General features: G+C 45.4%; 15 protein-coding genes and 1 tRNA gene. 7 read left to right on the forward strand and 9 right to left on the reverse strand.

Features of this window, described 5'->3' with window-relative positions; all coding sequences use genetic code 11:
* Positions 1–196: 196 nt before the first annotated feature.
* A complete protein-coding gene (locus KIO97_RS11410) occupies positions 197–1,210 on the forward strand; it encodes a GGDEF domain-containing protein (RefSeq protein WP_045374990.1) in 1,014 nt (337 codons plus the stop codon).
* Between the two features lie 110 nt (positions 1,211–1,320).
* On the opposite strand, the gene KIO97_RS11415 is transcribed toward KIO97_RS11410, so the two are convergent.
* Positions 1,321–1,899, reverse strand: coding sequence for a malate synthase (locus KIO97_RS11415; RefSeq protein ID WP_005432536.1), 579 nt, complete (start codon positions 1,897–1,899; stop codon positions 1,321–1,323).
* Between the two features lie 174 nt (positions 1,900–2,073).
* On the opposite strand from KIO97_RS11415, the gene KIO97_RS11420 reads away from it, so the two are divergent.
* The gene (locus KIO97_RS11420) at positions 2,074–3,630 is read left to right on the forward strand and encodes a DUF3612 domain-containing protein (protein WP_285382549.1); all 1,557 of its coding nucleotides are present in this window, start codon (positions 2,074–2,076) and stop codon (positions 3,628–3,630) included.
* A gap of 358 nt (positions 3,631–3,988) precedes the next feature.
* Here KIO97_RS11420 and KIO97_RS11425 read toward each other — a convergent pair whose 3' ends face one another.
* Complete coding sequence (locus KIO97_RS11425; protein ID WP_285382551.1) at positions 3,989–5,347, reverse strand: diguanylate cyclase; 1,359 nt, start codon at positions 5,345–5,347, stop codon at positions 3,989–3,991.
* A 139-nt stretch (positions 5,348–5,486) separates the two neighbouring features.
* Here KIO97_RS11425 and KIO97_RS11430 point away from each other — a divergent pair, with 139 nt between their 5' ends.
* Both KIO97_RS11430 and KIO97_RS11435 read left to right on the forward strand, forming a co-directional pair.
* Positions 5,487–6,095, forward strand: a complete 609-nt coding sequence (locus KIO97_RS11430; protein WP_285382553.1) for an alpha-ketoglutarate-dependent dioxygenase AlkB — start codon at positions 5,487–5,489, stop codon at positions 6,093–6,095.
* Between the two features lie 69 nt (positions 6,096–6,164).
* Positions 6,165–7,250, forward strand: coding sequence for a DUF3541 domain-containing protein (locus KIO97_RS11435; RefSeq protein WP_285382554.1), 1,086 nt, complete (start codon positions 6,165–6,167; stop codon positions 7,248–7,250).
* A 12-nt stretch (positions 7,251–7,262) separates the two neighbouring features.
* On the opposite strand, the gene KIO97_RS11440 is transcribed toward KIO97_RS11435, so the two are convergent.
* The 3 genes from KIO97_RS11440 to KIO97_RS11450 all read right to left on the reverse strand — a co-directional run bounded on the left by KIO97_RS11440 (position 7,263) and on the right by KIO97_RS11450 (position 10,886).
* Positions 7,263–8,081: a helix-turn-helix domain-containing protein gene (locus tag KIO97_RS11440; RefSeq protein ID WP_285382556.1), complete on the reverse strand. Its 819-nt coding sequence runs from the start codon at positions 8,079–8,081 to the stop codon at positions 7,263–7,265.
* A 113-nt stretch (positions 8,082–8,194) separates the two neighbouring features.
* A complete protein-coding gene (locus KIO97_RS11445; protein WP_182052536.1) occupies positions 8,195–9,469 on the reverse strand; it encodes a sugar phosphate nucleotidyltransferase in 1,275 nt (424 codons plus the stop codon).
* Between the two features lie 208 nt (positions 9,470–9,677).
* Entirely contained in the window at positions 9,678–10,886 is a 1,209-nt protein-coding gene (locus tag KIO97_RS11450) for a NupC/NupG family nucleoside CNT transporter (protein ID WP_005432553.1), read from the reverse strand.
* A 561-nt stretch (positions 10,887–11,447) separates the two neighbouring features.
* On the opposite strand from KIO97_RS11450, the gene KIO97_RS11455 reads away from it, so the two are divergent.
* A tRNA-Leu gene (locus KIO97_RS11455) sits at positions 11,448–11,531 on the forward strand.
* 29 nt (positions 11,532–11,560) lie between these two features.
* Positions 11,561–12,172 carry a DUF2913 family protein gene (locus tag KIO97_RS11460; RefSeq protein WP_005432556.1) on the forward strand — a complete coding sequence of 204 codons (612 nt, stop codon included), beginning with the start codon at positions 11,561–11,563 and terminating at the stop codon, positions 12,170–12,172.
* A gap of 91 nt (positions 12,173–12,263) precedes the next feature.
* Here the strand turns inward: KIO97_RS11460 and KIO97_RS11465 are convergent, their stop codons facing one another.
* Both KIO97_RS11465 and KIO97_RS11470 read right to left on the reverse strand, forming a co-directional pair.
* Complete coding sequence (locus tag KIO97_RS11465; protein ID WP_285382558.1) at positions 12,264–13,664, reverse strand: tryptophanase; 1,401 nt, start codon at positions 13,662–13,664, stop codon at positions 12,264–12,266.
* A gap of 296 nt (positions 13,665–13,960) precedes the next feature.
* Positions 13,961–15,205, reverse strand: a complete 1,245-nt coding sequence (locus KIO97_RS11470) for an NADH:ubiquinone reductase (Na(+)-transporting) subunit B (RefSeq protein ID WP_285382560.1) — start codon at positions 15,203–15,205, stop codon at positions 13,961–13,963.
* 168 nt (positions 15,206–15,373) lie between these two features.
* Between KIO97_RS11470 and KIO97_RS11475 the strand changes: the two genes are divergently transcribed.
* Entirely contained in the window at positions 15,374–15,781 is a 408-nt protein-coding gene (locus KIO97_RS11475) for a hypothetical protein (RefSeq protein WP_005432571.1), read from the forward strand.
* Positions 15,782–15,827: 46 nt separating this feature from the next.
* On the opposite strand, the gene KIO97_RS11480 is transcribed toward KIO97_RS11475, so the two are convergent.
* Entirely contained in the window at positions 15,828–16,349 is a 522-nt protein-coding gene (locus KIO97_RS11480; protein WP_285382562.1) for a GrpB family protein, read from the reverse strand.
* 149 nt (positions 16,350–16,498) lie between these two features.
* Complete coding sequence (gene lhgO, locus KIO97_RS11485) at positions 16,499–17,731, reverse strand: L-2-hydroxyglutarate oxidase (protein ID WP_038890605.1); 1,233 nt, start codon at positions 17,729–17,731, stop codon at positions 16,499–16,501.
* Between the last annotated feature and the right edge of the window lie 4 nt (positions 17,732–17,735).

Genomic DNA, 17,735 nt, shown 5'->3' on the forward strand with positions numbered 1-17,735 from the left:
CGCAAAAGTCCTTGGTAAACAATTTGTTAAAATTAATTCTATAAATTATTTAGTCAAACTCTAATATTCATAGACGTATTTGATTTTTTGCTCATTTTTTTTAAGAAAACCAAGCAAAAATGACAAAAAATAAAGCGATATTGTTTTATATCCGTTACCCTTAACCTAATTCCATTTTGCTTGCCACATTGCAGAAATGACCGACGAATTTAAAAAATCAACCGCGAATCTAAAAAAAGCGGTACCACTAATGATCAAGAACCACGTAGCAGCGACACCAGCAAACTACGCCTTGTGGTACACCTACGTAGACAAAACCATCCCAGAGCTTAACCAAGAGTTAGATATGGTTCTGGAGAATTATGACGTCTGCCCACCAGCGATGCACAAGCAGCTCTACAACAGCTACGTCGCGAGTAAAGCCGAAACCAGTTTAGAAGAACTCAAAACCAACGTAGAAGTACTGTTGGGGGAAGTATCTAGCTCGATGAGTGACACTATTACGGATACCTCCTCCTTCTCTGATATGGTGGACAAAAGCTTTAACAAGCTCGAAAAGGTTGAAGATAATAGCCTGAGTATTGAAGAAGTGATGAATGTGGTTCGTCAGCTCGTCGCGGAATCTCGTGAAATTCGTCACTCGACTCAGTTTCTAAATAGCCAACTAACGACGGCTAGTGAAGAAATTTCTCGTCTAAAAAACCAATTGGCTGAAGTACAAAAAGACGCTCTTTTCGATGGTCTTTCCAACCTGTATAACCGCCGTGCTTTCGACAGTGACCTCCAAATGCTGATCGACAGCAATCAAGCAATGACCTTGGTTATGCTGGATATTGATCACTTCAAAGCATTTAACGACAACTACGGTCATTTGTTTGGCGATACGGTGATTAAAGCCATTGCACGCCGTCTGCAACAAAGCTGCCGTGATGGTATCAGCGCTTATCGTTTTGGTGGTGAAGAGTTTGCTTTGATCGTACCGAATAAATCTTTGCGCATCGGTCGCCAATACGCCGATACGTTACGCCGAATGATCGAAAAACTGCGTGTCCGTGACAAACGTTCGGGCAGCCAAGTGCAAAGTATTACCGCTTCTTTTGGTGTCGCAGAGTATGAAGTTGGCGATACGTTGGATAGCTTGGTGAATAAGGCTGATAAACAGTTGTATGAAGCAAAACAACTGGGCCGAAACCGAGTAATGCCGCTGTAAAGCTTGCTCACCTACTCATACCGTCCCTTTTAAAAGACAAAACCCCAAGCATGTACTTGGGGTTTTGTCTTTCTTGGGCTGGCTCGTTATTAATGATGCTTCCTAAACGATTAATCAATGCTGTAGCAGTAGCTAAGGAAGTAGTCGTCGCCGTTTTTCGCGGTGTACTCTTTGTCTTCACTACACGCCATCGGTTTTCCTTTCTTATCACCTTTAATTAGGCTGATCCAATGACGCATTGCGGTCGGTGCATTACCAATTAGCTCAGGGCTGAAGGTCGTACGTGTTTCCAGTTGAATATCATCAATGTCCATCAACTCCACACACCCCGTGCCTTTATGACAGCCAAACATCACTTCCACGTGGCTGCCTGACTCATCTTTAAATAGGATCGATTTCGGATCTTCTTTCTCACCAGTGTACGCTACAAAATGTTTTGGGCTTTTCAGACCGCTGTGTGTACCGTCTTTGAAGTAGGCCATCACATGACGGTAATCAATCACATAGCTTGATACGTCTTGGTGTGAACCATTCTCCAGTGGGAACATACGGTCCAGTAGTTGCTTCGCCTTAACTTGCTTCTCGCTTTGCTGCTCAGCACTTACCGCCTCGACGGCAAATACGGCTTCAGCGATAAATGGGCGTTCTTGTTGTTGGATGTCTTTTTTATCGAAATTCAGCATATTCATCGTCGTTTCCTCGCACTTAAACACTCTTCCTAGAGTAAAAACTTAAAACCCTTGTTTAAGTTTCAGGCAATTCTGTGAAGTGGATGGTTAATTTCCTTGCCTGCTCATTATGTAGACTAGCGAATTATTGACTACAATTTCACAACAAAAATTTTACAATGTGAATTTTACAAAATGTCTGTGTCAAAAAGTCTTATCCGCCAATCTCATTTTCTCGGGACGAAAATTCGTAACCTGAGGAAGAACAACCATTTAACGATGGAAGATTTGTCTGCACGTTGCGTTAGGATCAATCCTGAGTACGCGCCGTCGGTTTCTTACCTATCGATGATCGAACGTGGAAAACGCGTTCCAAGTATCGATATGCTGGAAGTGATCGCCGAAGTTTTCCAAAAAGAGCCTGCATGGTTTTTAGATGATGAGCCAGAGCTGGAAGCGATCACACCGAATAAAGGTAATCGTGGTGGCATCAATGGAATGGCCCTTGAACCGAGTTTCTTGTTCTCCAATGACATCCTGCAAATCGCAATACCAGAAATGCTCTCCCAAACTGGTATCACTGGACGTCAGTTTGCTCATCTGCTGATACGGGCCCACCAAGAGAACCATCAAAACCACTTCCCAGATCTGGAGCGAGCCGCTGAAGAAGTCGGACTAAAGCGCCTGAACTTGTCAGTGGAAGATCTGATCGACATTGCTAAAAGCATGGGGTTGGACATTCGTTGGGTAGACCGAGCGCCACAGGATGTGATTGATGAGCTTGGCGTGAGTGCGAAACAGCTGATCACCTCTTTTATGGAGGCGCCAAGGACGATTTACCTCAACAAGCGCATGCGCGACTACCCAACACGCCTGAAATACGATTTAGCCGTTTACATTGGCCATCGTGTACTGCACAGCAGCGACGGCATGAGTAATGTATTGTCGATTGGGCATCAGAACAACTGGGAGCAAAGCGGCTCGCAAGTATCGAACTCTGAGCTTAACTCACAAGACATTTTACAAGCGTGGCGTGATTTTGAATCGAGCTTCTTTGCTGGAGCCCTGCTGTGTCCAAAAGTACCGTTTCGCCAATTGCTCGACCGCTCTGGTTATGAAATCGATGTACACAAAAAAGCGGGCGTGTCCCCCTCTGTTGCGATGCGCCGCATGACGGTCGTATCACCTTATCCGCATTGGCATTACTTTGATGCTTATGGCCCGGGTAAACTCAAAGCCGTATATCGTGGTAACGGTATCCCGCTTCCTTGGGGGAATATGCGCAAGGTCAACGACCCATGTCAGCACTGGGCAGTGTTCCGTCGCTTATCACAACCGCTGGACACCAGTTCAGCACAAATTTCGATTCTTAATGTCGGTAACGAGCCACGTATCTATTGCTGTGAGTCAGTCAATGTCTTCGACCCAGCGGGCAACAACCGCGTTCTATGCGCAGGTATTGACCTCAACCCTGCTATCTCAGCTCAGGGTGGAGATGCGATTGCCATTGCAGAAGAGTTGAAATCGCTGTGCGTCTCTTCAGGGGGAAGTACTGTCATACCTCAGCACATCAAGAAAGATCTCACCACGATAGCCAAGATTCTCAATATCAATTGGATAGAAAGGGGAATTCAAACCCAAGCAAGATTGATTTGTTCACGAGGAGCCGTGTGTCCAAGACAACCAAGTTGTTATAACAAGTGCGGTGAATCAGCGGATTCAGGTGACGAGCCGCAAATTATCGAGCTCTAGAAAGAAAAAACGCCAATCACAATAAAGGTGATTGGCGGTATATACTTGTGAACAATGTGTATTCACTAACAACGTCAGTTGGCTAGGTGACCCTCGGCTTAATAAGGGTCAATCTGTATAAAGCACGATGCGTGCCAACTTTTAAAAACGCCTTTTTTCTTCGATCCTGATGCATATTGGTGCTTTATTGAGCACACACTTTGCAAATCGCATTTGCAAAATGCAAATTGATGCAAATATGCCACCATGCGCATTGCTACTAATCCCTTTATCAGCAAAATGGCGTTTTAATAAGAAAGAAATTCAAAATTAAAAAGCCCCGCAAGTGTGCGGGGCTCTAGTTTCATGGTTTTACTGATTATCCACCGTAGTGTTTTTGCTGATACATGCGTTCATCGGCGATTTTCATCATCTGTTGAGGTGATGTCATTTCAGGATCAAACATCGCATACCCAATGCTAGTTCTCAGATAAATCAAGTCTTGTTCATAAATGACTGGATTCGAGCACAGGGCAAAACGAAGCTTTTTCACTAGAGCATGAATGCTGTCTTCCGTTTTCGGATTGTGGACAATCACGAGAAATTCATCTCCTCCCATGCGAGCCACAATATCCGAACGTCGTAAACTGCTTCTAATCCGCTCAGCACAGGCGATCAGCACTTTATCGCCTGCATCATGACCATAGGTATCGTTAATATGCTTAAAGCGATCAAGATCGATGTTCACAAGCGCAAAGCTGTAGCGCTTTTTATAGCGTTTCGCGATCTGAAATTGATGCTTGTAAGATTGCATAAAGTAACGACGATTGGGCAATTGGGTAAGTTCATCATGCAGTGCTCGGTTATCGGCCACAATATACAATCGGTAAATCACAATCAGGGCAATACTTAATCCAAGAACAATCGGATAGCCGACTAATCTCGTTAGCTGCAATGTGTACCATGGTAATTGCTGGTCTAAATCCGCACCGGAATACACCGCTAAGCTCCAGCCTCCGTAGGGAAAATGCACTTGCTCTTTGGCGTAGACCTTCCCACTAGGCTTCGGCTCACCGAAAAATATATCGCCAAGCTCGCCACTGCTGTCATAACCACGAATGGTCATCGGGTAATGAGAAGAGAAATCCATCACCCCGGTTTCTCGGAGCAAACCATTAAAGTCGATCAAAGCACTGATCACACCCCAGTAATCCTTGTTTATTGGGGGATCACGAAATACAGGCACACGAACAATCAATCCTCGACCACCTTGAACGAGCTCGACAGGACCTGCAATGAATATCTCTTGAATGTCTTTGGCTTTTTGGATTTGAACCCACTGCGCTGGCACCGTTCGGTAGTCCAGCCCAATAACACGCTCGTTCCCTCTACGTGGATAGATATGGCTTACCACATCATTTTCCGCGATGCCGATTACCGTAATATGATTGCTTTTATTGAGGATACGATTCGCAGCCATGTTTAACTTGCGGTTTTCATGGTTCGGTAGCAATGTAATAAGAGTCGCAAGCGTGCTAGCTTTGTATATGTCAGCCATCAGGTCCGCTTCTAAATTGGAGCGGAGCATAGAAAGTTGTTCTTTGGCCTCAACTTGAAGTCGCTCTCGGTGAAGGTTGAGCTGATTGTGGTGCAACAACTCAATGACTCCAACGCATAGGGCAAAAAAAGTGAGGAAGAACAATGCAAAGTAGCCTTGCTTCTTCGATGAGTACTGCATCTGTTCCCCACTAACTCTCGGCGTTCCAAGAGTTTTCTTTAATTATTGTTAAAATACTTATTTACCTTAAGGATAACTAATAGCTATCGTAAAGGTAATAAATATCTAAAAATCTTATCTATCAAAAAGGCAAAGTGAGATGCAAGTACAAGGCGATTTATTCAAAAGCTCATTTTGGCAAGAAGTAGCACAAGGGAAGATCTACTATGATCCTCACTTTCTCGGTCACTTGGATGCTGATCACTGCTTTTCGCAGCTTCGCGCAACCTTACCTTGGCAACAAGAAAGCATCATGATGTTTGGACGATCGGTATTACAGCCTCGACTACAAGCGTGGCATGGTGACGCCGCTTACACTTATTCAGGACTAACCATGGCTCCTCACCCTTGGACACCGGAACTGATTGAACTGAAAACACACAGTGAAGCCATTGCTGAGGTGAAATTTAACTCTGTCTTAGCGAATCTCTATCGTCATGGCCAAGACTCTATGGGATGGCATCAAGACAATGAGCCTGAGCTAGGAAGAAATCCTGTAATCGCTTCTATCAACTTGGGGGAAACTCGCCGATTTGTTCTAAGGAATTTACATTGTAAAACCCAATTAGAATATGAGCTTAGCCATGGTTCTCTGCTCATTATGGCCGGAGAATTACAACATCACTGGAAGCATGCCGTCCCTAAAACGGCAAAACCAAAAGGCGAGCGTATTAATCTGACTTTCCGCCATATCGTGACCAACTATTGACTGAGTCATTACATATCAAAAAAGCATTAATGCTAGGATTGAATCTTGGCTCTCAATCGGAATGTGTTTATGCGTATCAGACCTCTCAGCTTAGCCGTGTTGCTCTCCTGTTCACTGGCTTTTCAGGCGCAAGCCTCTCAAGAGGCACCGGTTTTAACCTATTCGCAGTCCGCACAGTTGATCAAAGATACGTACGAATCGCAGCTATATACCTTGCCTGCGTTTCGAGAGGGGCATTTCGGCCTTCGTATGTATCGCCAAACGTTAAATGACAAGTATCTACCCGCCGTATGGACAGACATGGCACAAGTCGCGAACCGTCTCAATCATTTTGCCAATGAAGTCACTGCACCCGAGCAAATTTTTCTCTACTCAGAAGAACGTTTAGCGACTTACCACGATAAAGAAGACGAACGGAGCCAACGTCGCTACACCGTTACCAAGCACCAACCAGAATACCTCTACTTAGGCATCGATCTGATTGGAGCAATGGCAAGAGCTGACGAGTACGGCTTAAAGCACAAACAAGACAAAACGCTAAGGGGTGTCTTACGTCGATACGATTTCACACGTTACGCCACTGACCCAGAAATGATAGAAGCTTGGGCGGCGCAATTGGCGAACCAGGTCTACTGGCTACGTCAGCTCGGCGAACAAGATGTGGTTAATGCATTTACCGATGCGTTTCGCACGACCTACCCAGACAACCAAGATAAAAAACTGTCACCGCAGCAATACAGTAATAAGATCTACGGTATGACTCACATTATTTTGGGTGATTCGCAGTATTACCAAAAACAGGTGAATGAAGCTGACCATCAGTGGATTTATGACTACTTCCGCGACAATATCGACACCATCATTTTGCGTTCCAAAGAGGATGTGGTTGCCGAGGTCGGGATTTCATTTCTCCTTGCGGGGTTGGATAGTGACCCAGTCGTCGAAAAAACTCGTCAAGCAATCCAAAGTGCCATTAATACGCAGCAAGGGATGATCCCTTCCGTGGAAGGGGACTACGACTTGAAATATGGTGAACACCGCAATGTGTTGGCCATCATGCTGCTGGATTGGCAAGGTGTACACCAAGCCCCAACAATACAAAACCAACCCCAAGCGTTTGAATCTCTGCCTTATGGGTTAGTGTCAAAGCCCTGATATCAACGCAGGTTACAGGATCGAGTGGGCAGGCTTAAAAGCTTTACTTTTCAACATTTGCTCGTATCGAACCAATCGAAAATCTTGGAACCCCTGCATAACACTTTTGATCATCGGGTTCTCAAAAAACTGACGACTGGTGCCTGTATAGAAAGTAATGCTGTGACTAGAGCAACACCTTTCTAAGAAGCAATCTTCCATAAACTGATTCAAGCTATGATCTCGGATCGGAAAATAAACCATAAGGCCTTTGCTGATCCCAGCAATGTGATTCAATATTTGAGTTCGAATCGACTTGGTAAGAAAGACCACACTCACCAAATAAATTGAGTTGTTTTTCTGCTCATAGACCACATGCCCTACCAACATTTTTCTATAGTAAAAACAATAGATTTTGGGCTGATGAAGCTCAAGCTCATTAAGAGTATCGATGATATCTCCCCCGTTCATTCGAAGATGAGAATCGATCACTAAAGCCCTATCCTCCTCTTCCAACTTATCAAAAGGCACGTGACCGGTATGAGTGATTTCATAGTCGTATACCGTGCTTAAATTTGGAAAATTGACCGGATGTTGCAGGGCTTTCTTAACGATCTTTAACTCCTGAGAATCATAGTGGTAAGGCTGCTGAAAGAAATGTGCGATACCAAGACGCCTTAGTAGCGTTGGCTCGATTTTTTGCCTTTCCCACTGGCTCAAGGTTGCTTGATTCAAGCTCGAGAATACACGATGCGAAGAAGAAAGCAGCTCCGCTAAACTGTCTTGTGAATATTTATATTTTTTCCTGAAATGCTTCAATGCATCGGCAAATTGAAGTCGGTCGAACTGCATTTTTTCTCCTAGCCAAGCGCCAATAATTGCGAAAAATATGTGTATTTGTAATTAGAATAGACACCAAATTGTAATTGCGTGAGTCAATAACACTTCAACTCAAGATACCTGCATTACACGACGTAATCTGTAATGCCTTCGGGGTAATTTTCATGCAGTGGGGTGGCTTCTTCCTCAAAACCAACGCGGCTGCCCTTTGGAATGACAATTAAGCCACCGTCAGTCATCTCAAAGCGCGCTTTGTCTCTTTTTGGTTTCTCACCGATCACTGTGCCTGGGGCGATCTCAACATCTTCTTCAATAATGGTTCGCGTAATCCGGCTATTCGCTCCGATTTTACAGCGCCCCATTAATATGGATTCATGCACAATGCTGTTCCTGCCTAACTCACATTCCTCACCAATCACGGAGCGAATCGCGCATGCTCCTTCTATCTGACAACCTGAGGCAATGTAACTGTCTTTAATGCGAACTTTGATTTCTTCGATGTTGCAATATTCTATTGGTCTTTTAGATTCAACCCTTTGACTCAACAGTGCATCAGTACCACTCTTACCCTCAACACTCTGTTCCACCAGCATCATCATCTGCAGTCGCCAGTAATCATCAAGATTATTAACGTTATGCCAGTATGTAGGTGCTTGTTTTTCGTCAATCTCGCCAAGGTCAAACAATGCCGTTTTCACTCTACGAGCAAGCAGAGAGACGATATCCTTGGTCAAGTCATGCTTACCATCAAGCTTCTTGGCATTATTAAACAGACCTTTGACCAACACGGGCCGTTGAAAGAGGTAGTTTTCCGTTAGCACCATTGCAAAACCCGGTTTATTCGGAATTTCTGTAGGAGTTTGCGGTTGGTGTTGAATACTAATGACTTGGCGCTGCTCATCGAGCTCAACCACATGATATTGAGAGGCTTGCTCTACAGGGACTTGAGCCACGACTAACGTAAGTTCGGCTCGTTGGATTTGATGATACTGAAGTAAGGAAGTGATGTAATGACGATGGATTTGCTCGCCACCAACCAATAAAACGTGCTCATCAGTGGGTCGATTAAAGGCATCCAAATGCTGCAATAAAACATCTGTCCAATTTTGTCGTAAAACCGGTAATTGCTTAGCCTGAGAATAAATTGGCTCAAGCACTTCGATTCTTGATTTGTAGTCTCCCCATGCATGCTTTAGATGATCCATTAAAGACGAGCAGTGGAACCGACTCAATATGAGATTACGTTTTATCCCTGCTTGAATGAGGTTGGTTAGCGAAAAATCAATTAAACGATGAGAACCTATGAAAGGTATGATGGATTTACAGCAGGTTTGAGTGAGTGGAACTAGCCCATTCCAGCCTCTATCGGTTAATACCACCGATACGATTTTTGACGTCACGTACAACTTCCTTATTCTATTAATAATTTAGAAAGTAAATGCAAACCGTACGCAAGTACTATTCAATTGAGATGTCAATTTACTCAATAATGAATATTATCGGGCAATGACCTACCCAATATTTAACTCACCTCTCATTCGGTAGCTTAATAAAATAAAACCCGCCGGAGTGGCGGGTTTTGAATGGTTGTTTATGTGGTGGCGTTCCTTATAGCGAGATAAAGATGCCAGCCAAACATGCACTCATTAGGTTCGCTAGCGTACCAGCCGCTACCGCTTTCAGACCCATGTTCGCTACGTCTTTACGACGCTCAGGTGCCATTACACCAATAGAGCCAAGTTGAATTGCAATAGAACCGATGTTCGCGAAACCACACAATGCAAACGTGATGATCACTTGCGTATGTTCAGTCAGCGTTGCTTTGTGTTGGACGAAATCGATGAATGCCACGAATTCGTTCATTACGATTTTCTGACCGATGTAAGAGCCTGCCGCTAATACTTCGTGACCCGGAACGCCGATTAACCAAGCGAGAGGGGCAAATAGGTAGCCAAAGATCGCTTGTAGCGTGATGCCCGCAAAGCCGAACATTTCGCCTAGGTTTTCCAGACCCGTGTTCACCATTGCAATCACACTCACGAACGCGATCAGCATTGTACCTACCGCAACCGCGACTTTCATACCGCCCATCGCACCACTTGCTAGCGCGTCGATCACGTTGCTCTCTTCAGACTTATCCAACTCGATGTTGTTGTAATCACTTGGCGTTTGACGCTCTGGCACGATGATTTTCGCCATCAAAAGGCTACCAGGAGCAGCCATGAAGCTCGCTGCGATTAGATACTTAAGCTCTACACCTAGACCTGCATAACCACCTAGAACACTACCCGCGACTGATGCCATACCACCTGCCATTACCGCGAACAGTTCTGAACGAGTCATGTTTTGCAAGAAAGGACGGATAAGAAGTGGCGATTCGCCTTGAGAGAGGAAGATGTTACCTGTCGCAACAAGAGATTCTGCTTTGCTGGTACCCAAGAATTTTTGGATTGCACCACCGATAAATTGAATCACTTTTTGCATGATACCCAAGTAATAAAGGGCAGAGATAAGAGCGCTGAAGAAGATGATGATAGGAAGAACGCGAACCGCGAAGATGAAGCCTGTAGAAGCAAGGTCACCGAAGAGGAATTTGATGCCTTCATCGGCAAAACTTAATAACCCTGCAACCCCATTACTCAAACTGGCTAGCGCCGCTTGTCCCCATGGGAAGTAAAGCACTAAGGCTGCAAAACCCATCTGAAGCAGCAATGCACGAGACACGGTTTTCCAATTGATTGAAGAACGGCTCTCTGACAGCAGGAACGCACAACCTAACAGTGCAACAATACCAAATAGACTAAATAGAACACTCATGAATCGGACCTACTGAACGTTGAAAAAGAAAGGAACGCCAAAAGCATTGGCAGAAGAAAGGGACAACGCATCGAGTGACAGCGCACTCGCAGATCCAGATTGGAGGAAGAACGGATAGTTCGACATCTTATTTTTACCTTATACAAGCAATTGAACGTAGCTGGTCCGGTCCGTGGGGTCATTCACTGCTGGAGAGCTCTCGACTCATCCCGCTCCATGTGACGGCTTGTATGGGTAAGGGTCCTGAACAACGAACCCTAATTCCCGCTTAAACGGGTCGCAAGTATAGCCATCAAAACGAGAGTTTCATCACATTTATTGACGCAAACGTTCAAGCGTTCATTATTTAAGCAAAGATGCCATTTTGTGGTCATACTTGTAGGGAAAATGGGGGTATTGAGAGGACAAGTAATGGTAAAACTGCCAAAAGCGAACAATAAATGTTCAATTGAACACCAAAGACCAAAAATGAGCAATTTTACTCTCGCCAATCTATGGATTTTGGATATACAATTTGGAACGCTTCATTCAGAAGCCTCTGTGTATTCAGAGCATCATGATGCCGAGATGGTGAAATTGGTAGACACGCTAGCATGAGGTGCTAGTGCCTTAGGTGTGAGGGTTCGAGTCCCTCTCTCGGCACCATTCCTTTCTTTCAAAGAATTTAGAGTGTAATGCAAAGTTCTAAACAGGCAAAACAATCCGCTGACGCTAACCAACTACTTAGCGAACTCGCGGTGCACGCCTTATTACACCTGCACTTCAAAATCCACGCATCATCGCGAATGCTTCCCCTTAAAGAACGTAACGATCTATTGCAAAAGTGGCTTAAGCCTAAGCTCAAAAGCAATCGCTACAAACTGATTAAAAAGCCATTAAAGTCTTTGACTCAACAGGCAAAAGGGGAAAATGGCAATTTAGAAGCTTTACTTGAACGTTGTGTAGGTGCCGATAAACCTGGTAACCCGCAGCCTCACCTTGATAGCTACCTGCTGCTGATCAACGAAGTCGAGAAAAAATTAGGCACGACGGTAATGCTATCTCGCCCTGAAGATGTCGACTTATCTCACGACCAACACGGTTGTTTGCTGTGTGTGCTGTCTGATAACTTAAACCAACACTTCGACGATAATAACGCCCTAATCGCACCTATTTCGATGCTTTTCCGTGGCCCTATGAGTCAACGTTCTCTGTTCCTGGGTAGTATATACGCGAGCAACACCTTCAATTACGAAGTGCTGTATCAAGACGAGCAGTTTGTGCGAATCACGCTAGATTTAGCGTAATACGACACTCAGATGAATCAAAAAAGCCGCGAGATTCGCGGCTTTTTGCTTAGTTAACGTTTATCAATGTCATTAACGACCCACAGAGTTATCAATCCAGTTCGCGGAAACGAGCTGTGAAGTGGCGAAGCACTGGTGGTTCGTATTCAAACGTCAATCCTTTTAGTTCATGAGCACGATTCTTCAACTCGATGATCGCATCAGCGATGTAATCCATGTGATCGTTGGTGTACACACGACGTGGAATGGTCAAACGCATCAACTCAAGTTCTGAAGCTTTTTGTTCACCAGTTTCCGGATCGCGACCAAGCAACAGTGACCCAATCTCTACCGCTCGAATCCCCGCCTCTAGGTACAAAGCATTACACAACACTTGTGCAGGGAATTGCTCTGGTAGGATATGTGGCAGAATCTTAGCCGCATCAACAAAGACGGCATGACCACCTGTTGGGTATTGGATTGGAATGCCACCCTCGCGCAGACGCTCACCCAAGTATTGCACTTGGCTAATGCGGTAGTGAAGGTAATCCTCATCAGCGCCTTCATACAGACCACGAGCCAAAGCTTCCATATCACGACCCGCCATACCACCGTAAGTCACAAAGCCTTCCATCGGTACGCATCGTGTTTGAACCGCTTGGAATAGCTCTTGGTGATCGCGAATACAACACATACCACCAATGTTCACCATTGGGTCTTTCTTCGCAGACATGGTGAGCATATCACCGTACTGGTACATCTCACGGATGATTTCCAGAATCGACTTGTTCTCGTAACCCGCTTCACGCTGCTTGATAAAGTAAGCGTTCTCGCAATAGCGAGCCGAATCGATCACCACAGGGATGTCGTACTTGGTTGCGATTTCGTACACGCTGCGCATGTTTTCCATCGACACAGGCTGACCACCAGAACTGTTACACGTGACCGTTGTGATGATCGCGCAGATGTTATGAGAACCATGTTCTTCAATGGTTGCCACCAACTTATTAAGGTCAAAGTTACCCTTCCAGTCGTATGGCGTGGTGGTATCAAACGCTTCTTCCGTCACTACGTTAATCGCTTTACCGCCATTGAGTTCAATGTGGCCCGCTGTAGTATCGAAGTGGTAGTTTGAGATGAACACTGGTGTCTCACCTCCACGGACCTGACGCATACGCTCAATCAAAGCTGGGAATAAGATTTGCTCCGCGCCACGGCCTTGGTGTGCTGGCACTGTGAGCTTGTAACCAAAAAAGTGCTCTACCGCATCACACAAGTTGTAGTAGTTGCGACTCCCCGCATAAGACTCATCACCCATCATGATGCCGGCCCACTGATTGTCACTCATAGCACCAGTGCCAGAGTCGGTCAGCAGGTCGATATAAACATCATCACTACGAAGAAGAAATGGGTTAAAGCCCGCTTGTTTAAGGGCAACTTCTCGGTCAGCCAAGGTCGTCATTTTGATTGGCTCAACCATTTTGATACGGAACGGTTCTGGGATACGTTTCATTGTTAATTTCCTTATACGCATGACCCTACGCATTTAAGCGTAAGATTAAAAACAAACTGATAAATTGCTTTTCAATGCGGGAGCATTGAGGAAATTAACGCGCAGAGATTTTACTAAGAAGAGACAAGCAGTAGTCTAGGTTGTACCAGAACGACAGCACCAAACGGCTATCGAGAATATCCTTAATTCTCATCGTCTTCGTCCTCCTGATAAAAAGAAAAGCCAGAAACCCCATGTCTCTGACCTTTTCAATATAGTGCAGTTTTCAATCAAATTTCAGTGAAGCTTACCTCATTTTACGAAGGTCTCACCCTTTTCATTCTGCGTTTGATGTTGTTCTCTTTGACCATGTAGTCGAACAAAGGAGCAAACAAGTTGGCAAACAGAATCGCTAACATAATGCCTTCCGGATAGGCTGGGTTGAGTACACGGATAAATATCGTCATCACACCAATCAAGATACCGTAAGCCCACTTACCACCATTAGTAAACGCAGCGGATACTGGGTCTGTCGCCATAAAGAAGGTACCAAACGCAACACCACCGATCACGAAGTGCCAGTAGAACGGCATAGAGAACATGGGATTTGTATTCGACCCAATCGCATTAAGCAGTAGCGAAGTTACGGCTAAGCCAACAAAGACCCCTGCAACAATTCGCCACGAAGCGATCTTCATGAAGATCAGCACTAGACCTGTGAGCGCAATAAGTAAGGTTGAGACTTCCCCCATCGAACCGGGCAGATTGCCAACAAACGCATCCATCCACGAGATAGGCTGCCCCGTCATGTTGTTCGTCAAGGCACTCTGACCACCTTCATACCATTGGCTCAACGGTGTAGCGCCAGAGTAACCATCTGCCGCAACCCAAACAGCCCCGCCAGACATGTTAGCGGGATAAGCGAAGTACAAGAAAGCTCGCCCTGCTAGTGCAGGGTTTAAGAAGTTACGCCCCGTGCCACCAAAGATCTCTTTCGCTACCACGATACCAAAAGTGATACCTAAGGCGGCTTGCCACAGTGGAATGGTTGGCGGCAGAATCAATGAAAACAGGATGGAGCTCACAAAGAAGCCTTCATTCACCTCGTGCTTGCGGACAATCGCGAACAGAACCTCCCAAAAACCGCCGACAATGAACACGGTCGCGTAGACAGGCAGAAAGTACGTGGCGCCGACCAGCATTTTACTTGCCCAACCAGCTTGGCTCGCGACTTCTACCGAACCCCAAACCCAGCTTAGCCCCCAAGAGGCATCAATGGCTTGCTGCGCTGCTGCTCGGTCAAGACCGTAGAGCAAAGCGTCGCTGGATTGCTGCCCTATGTTGTACATGCCCCAAAACATCGCGGGGAAAACGGCTAGCCACACCATAATCATGATCCGCTTTAGGTCTATGCTGTCTCGAACATGAGTAGCGCCGTGATTCACTTTACCCGGCGTGTAAAAAAGGGTTTCGACAGCTTCAAAAAGTGGGTAGAACTTTTGGTATTGGCCTCCCGGTTCAAACTTTGGTGAGACCTTCTCAAAATAATGCTTCAGACTCATAACGTCTCCTCCTCTAGAAGTGTTACGAGTGCCACTCAAAAGCGATCTTTTTTACTCTTTTCACTCTTCTGTTCCGTACCTACAAGCTGGTCCGTAATTCCCTGCAATTATGTAAACCGTGAAAGTCGTGCTTATACTCAATCAATAACAAAACAACGGAGTGAATTTATGAAGTTAAGGATGATGTGGACGACCATTGTGGCGATTACCGCGCTTCCATTCGCTAACAGCGCAACAGCAGTCGACAAACAAATGTCACCGGCTTTGAAAAAGAAAATGCAAGCGATATGCGGCGCACAAGGTGGCGTTCCAGGAGGGTGGCAAGTAGCGAAAGTCACCCCTGATGCAGAGCGTTCTCTCAGTATGATTTTGTATCAAATGAATGCCACGGATAAGCTAAAACAAATCAATGATGTGAGAACCCAAGTCGTCGGCGGCATACACTATGCGATGGAGTTTGAACTCAAAGACGGGCAAGTGTGGAATGCGATTGTGTTGCACAGTGCCCGAGGCGATTACATGATTGAAAGACACGCTAAGAAAGGCGAACTCTGCCCTAAAGGTGGAGAGTCCTAACTGCTCTTCCAAATACAGCAAAGGCGACCGTTTAGTCGCCTTTGTTTTATGTCGAGATGACTTTCTTTACGAACTCGGCTTTAGCATCCGTATATTTTTCGATGGTTATTTCAGCTTGCTCCACCAAAGAAAGCTTCAGAGTTAGATACTCGCTTCTAAGCTCAGCACTTCCATTTAATCTTTCTCGAAATTGAATCCAGTCTCGCCACAACTGTCCTTGATACTGAGTGATGTGCAGATAGTGTGTTTTGACTTGATAAGAATCATCGGTGAACTTCGCAAAGACAATCTCATCTTGCTTTTCCACTTTCAACCGCAGAAATCCAACACTTTTCAGTGCATCAATCAGTTTTGGAGAAACATGAGGAAAGTGCTCAATACCTAGCACCATATCGATAATAGGTTTGGCAGGCATATTCATAATGGCAGTACTGCCAATATGCTCGATTTGAGTTAGCGGTATCTCCGTCATTAACGCAAGTTCAAAGCGGCAACGCACAAACTCCTGTCGCCATGTAGGGTCATGTTTAACAACGTCGACTTTGTGATTGGCTAAACCTAATGTCATCCATCCCTCTCCTAATAAACCCAAATATCATAAGAAGGAAATTATCCAATAACCAAAGTAAAAGCCAAACTTCCAGCACACCCGACACTAATAACCTAACAAACAAAGTCATTATTTTTCTGAGGTACTTCTAGTTTGGCTTTTTACTGTTAAACCGCCTCGGTTTTTGCCTCTATCTTCTCATTCACTTTATCGCAAATGTACTCCCCAATCGGCATTGCAGATGTCGCTGCGGGAGAGGGTGCGTTGCAAACATGCAGGCTTCTTGCGCTCTCGGCAAACAAGAAGTCATGAACCAAAGTGCCATCAGATAACACCGCTTGCGCGCGAATACCCGCAGGATATGGTTTGAGATCTTCCACCTTGATGCTTGGGCAGTATTTATTGACCAGCTTGAGATAGCCCGGCTTCCACCACGAGTTCTTAAACTCATCCAGTCCAGTTTTTAGATGCTTTTGCGTCACCTTCCAGAAACCGGAGAAACTGAGCATTTGCATGGTATCTTGTAGACTAAAGTTAACCTTGTCATACCCTTCTCGCTTCCAGCCTTGCACCGCATTTGGACCAACGGTCACACTGCCATCAATCATACGAGTGAGGTGGACACCCAAAAAAGGCAAATCAGGATCTGGGATTGGGTAAATAAGATGATTCACGACTTGGTCGTGCTTACTATCCAAACGGTAGTATTCGCCGCGATAAGGGATGATTTGGAAATCGGTTAGAATACCCATCATCTTAGTCATGCGATCGGCCATCAAGCCACTGCAAGTAACCAAGAACTTGGTATTGAGCTGCATGGTTTGACCGTCTGAAATGCAGGTCAGTTGGACTTCTTCATCCTTCTCTTCGGCAGCTACTACTTTGGTTCTCAGGCTGATTTGACCACCGAGCTTTTGGAACTCTTCCGCCATCTGCTCAGTGACCAAACGATAATCGACAATACTGGTGGTTTTGACATAAATCGCGCCCAAGCCTGTGATGTTTGGCTCAGCCAGCTTGAGTTGAACTTCATCGAGTAGCTTTACGTCGATGCCGTTGACATGGCAGCGCTCATAGAGGGCATTCATACGTTCGACCTCTTGCTCATTGGTAGCAACCAGTAACTTGCCACAGTTCTCCACCGGAATATCGTGCTCGGCGCAGAACGAAATGGTTCGCTCTACCCCACGCTTACAAAAATCCGCTTTTAAGCTGCCCGGTGCGTAGTACACACCGGCATGAATTACGCCGCTATTGTGTCCAGTTTGGTGCTTGGCAAAACCGGACTCTTTCTCAACCAATAAAATGGATTTGTCTGGGTGACGTTGCTGCAGTTGCCATGCTGTCGACACGCCAACGATACCGCCACCGACAATGATATAGTCATAGACTGATTTCATACGA

This window comes from Vibrio sp. B181a, assembly GCF_030248375.1.
GTDB lineage: Bacteria > Pseudomonadota > Gammaproteobacteria > Enterobacterales > Vibrionaceae > Vibrio > Vibrio campbellii.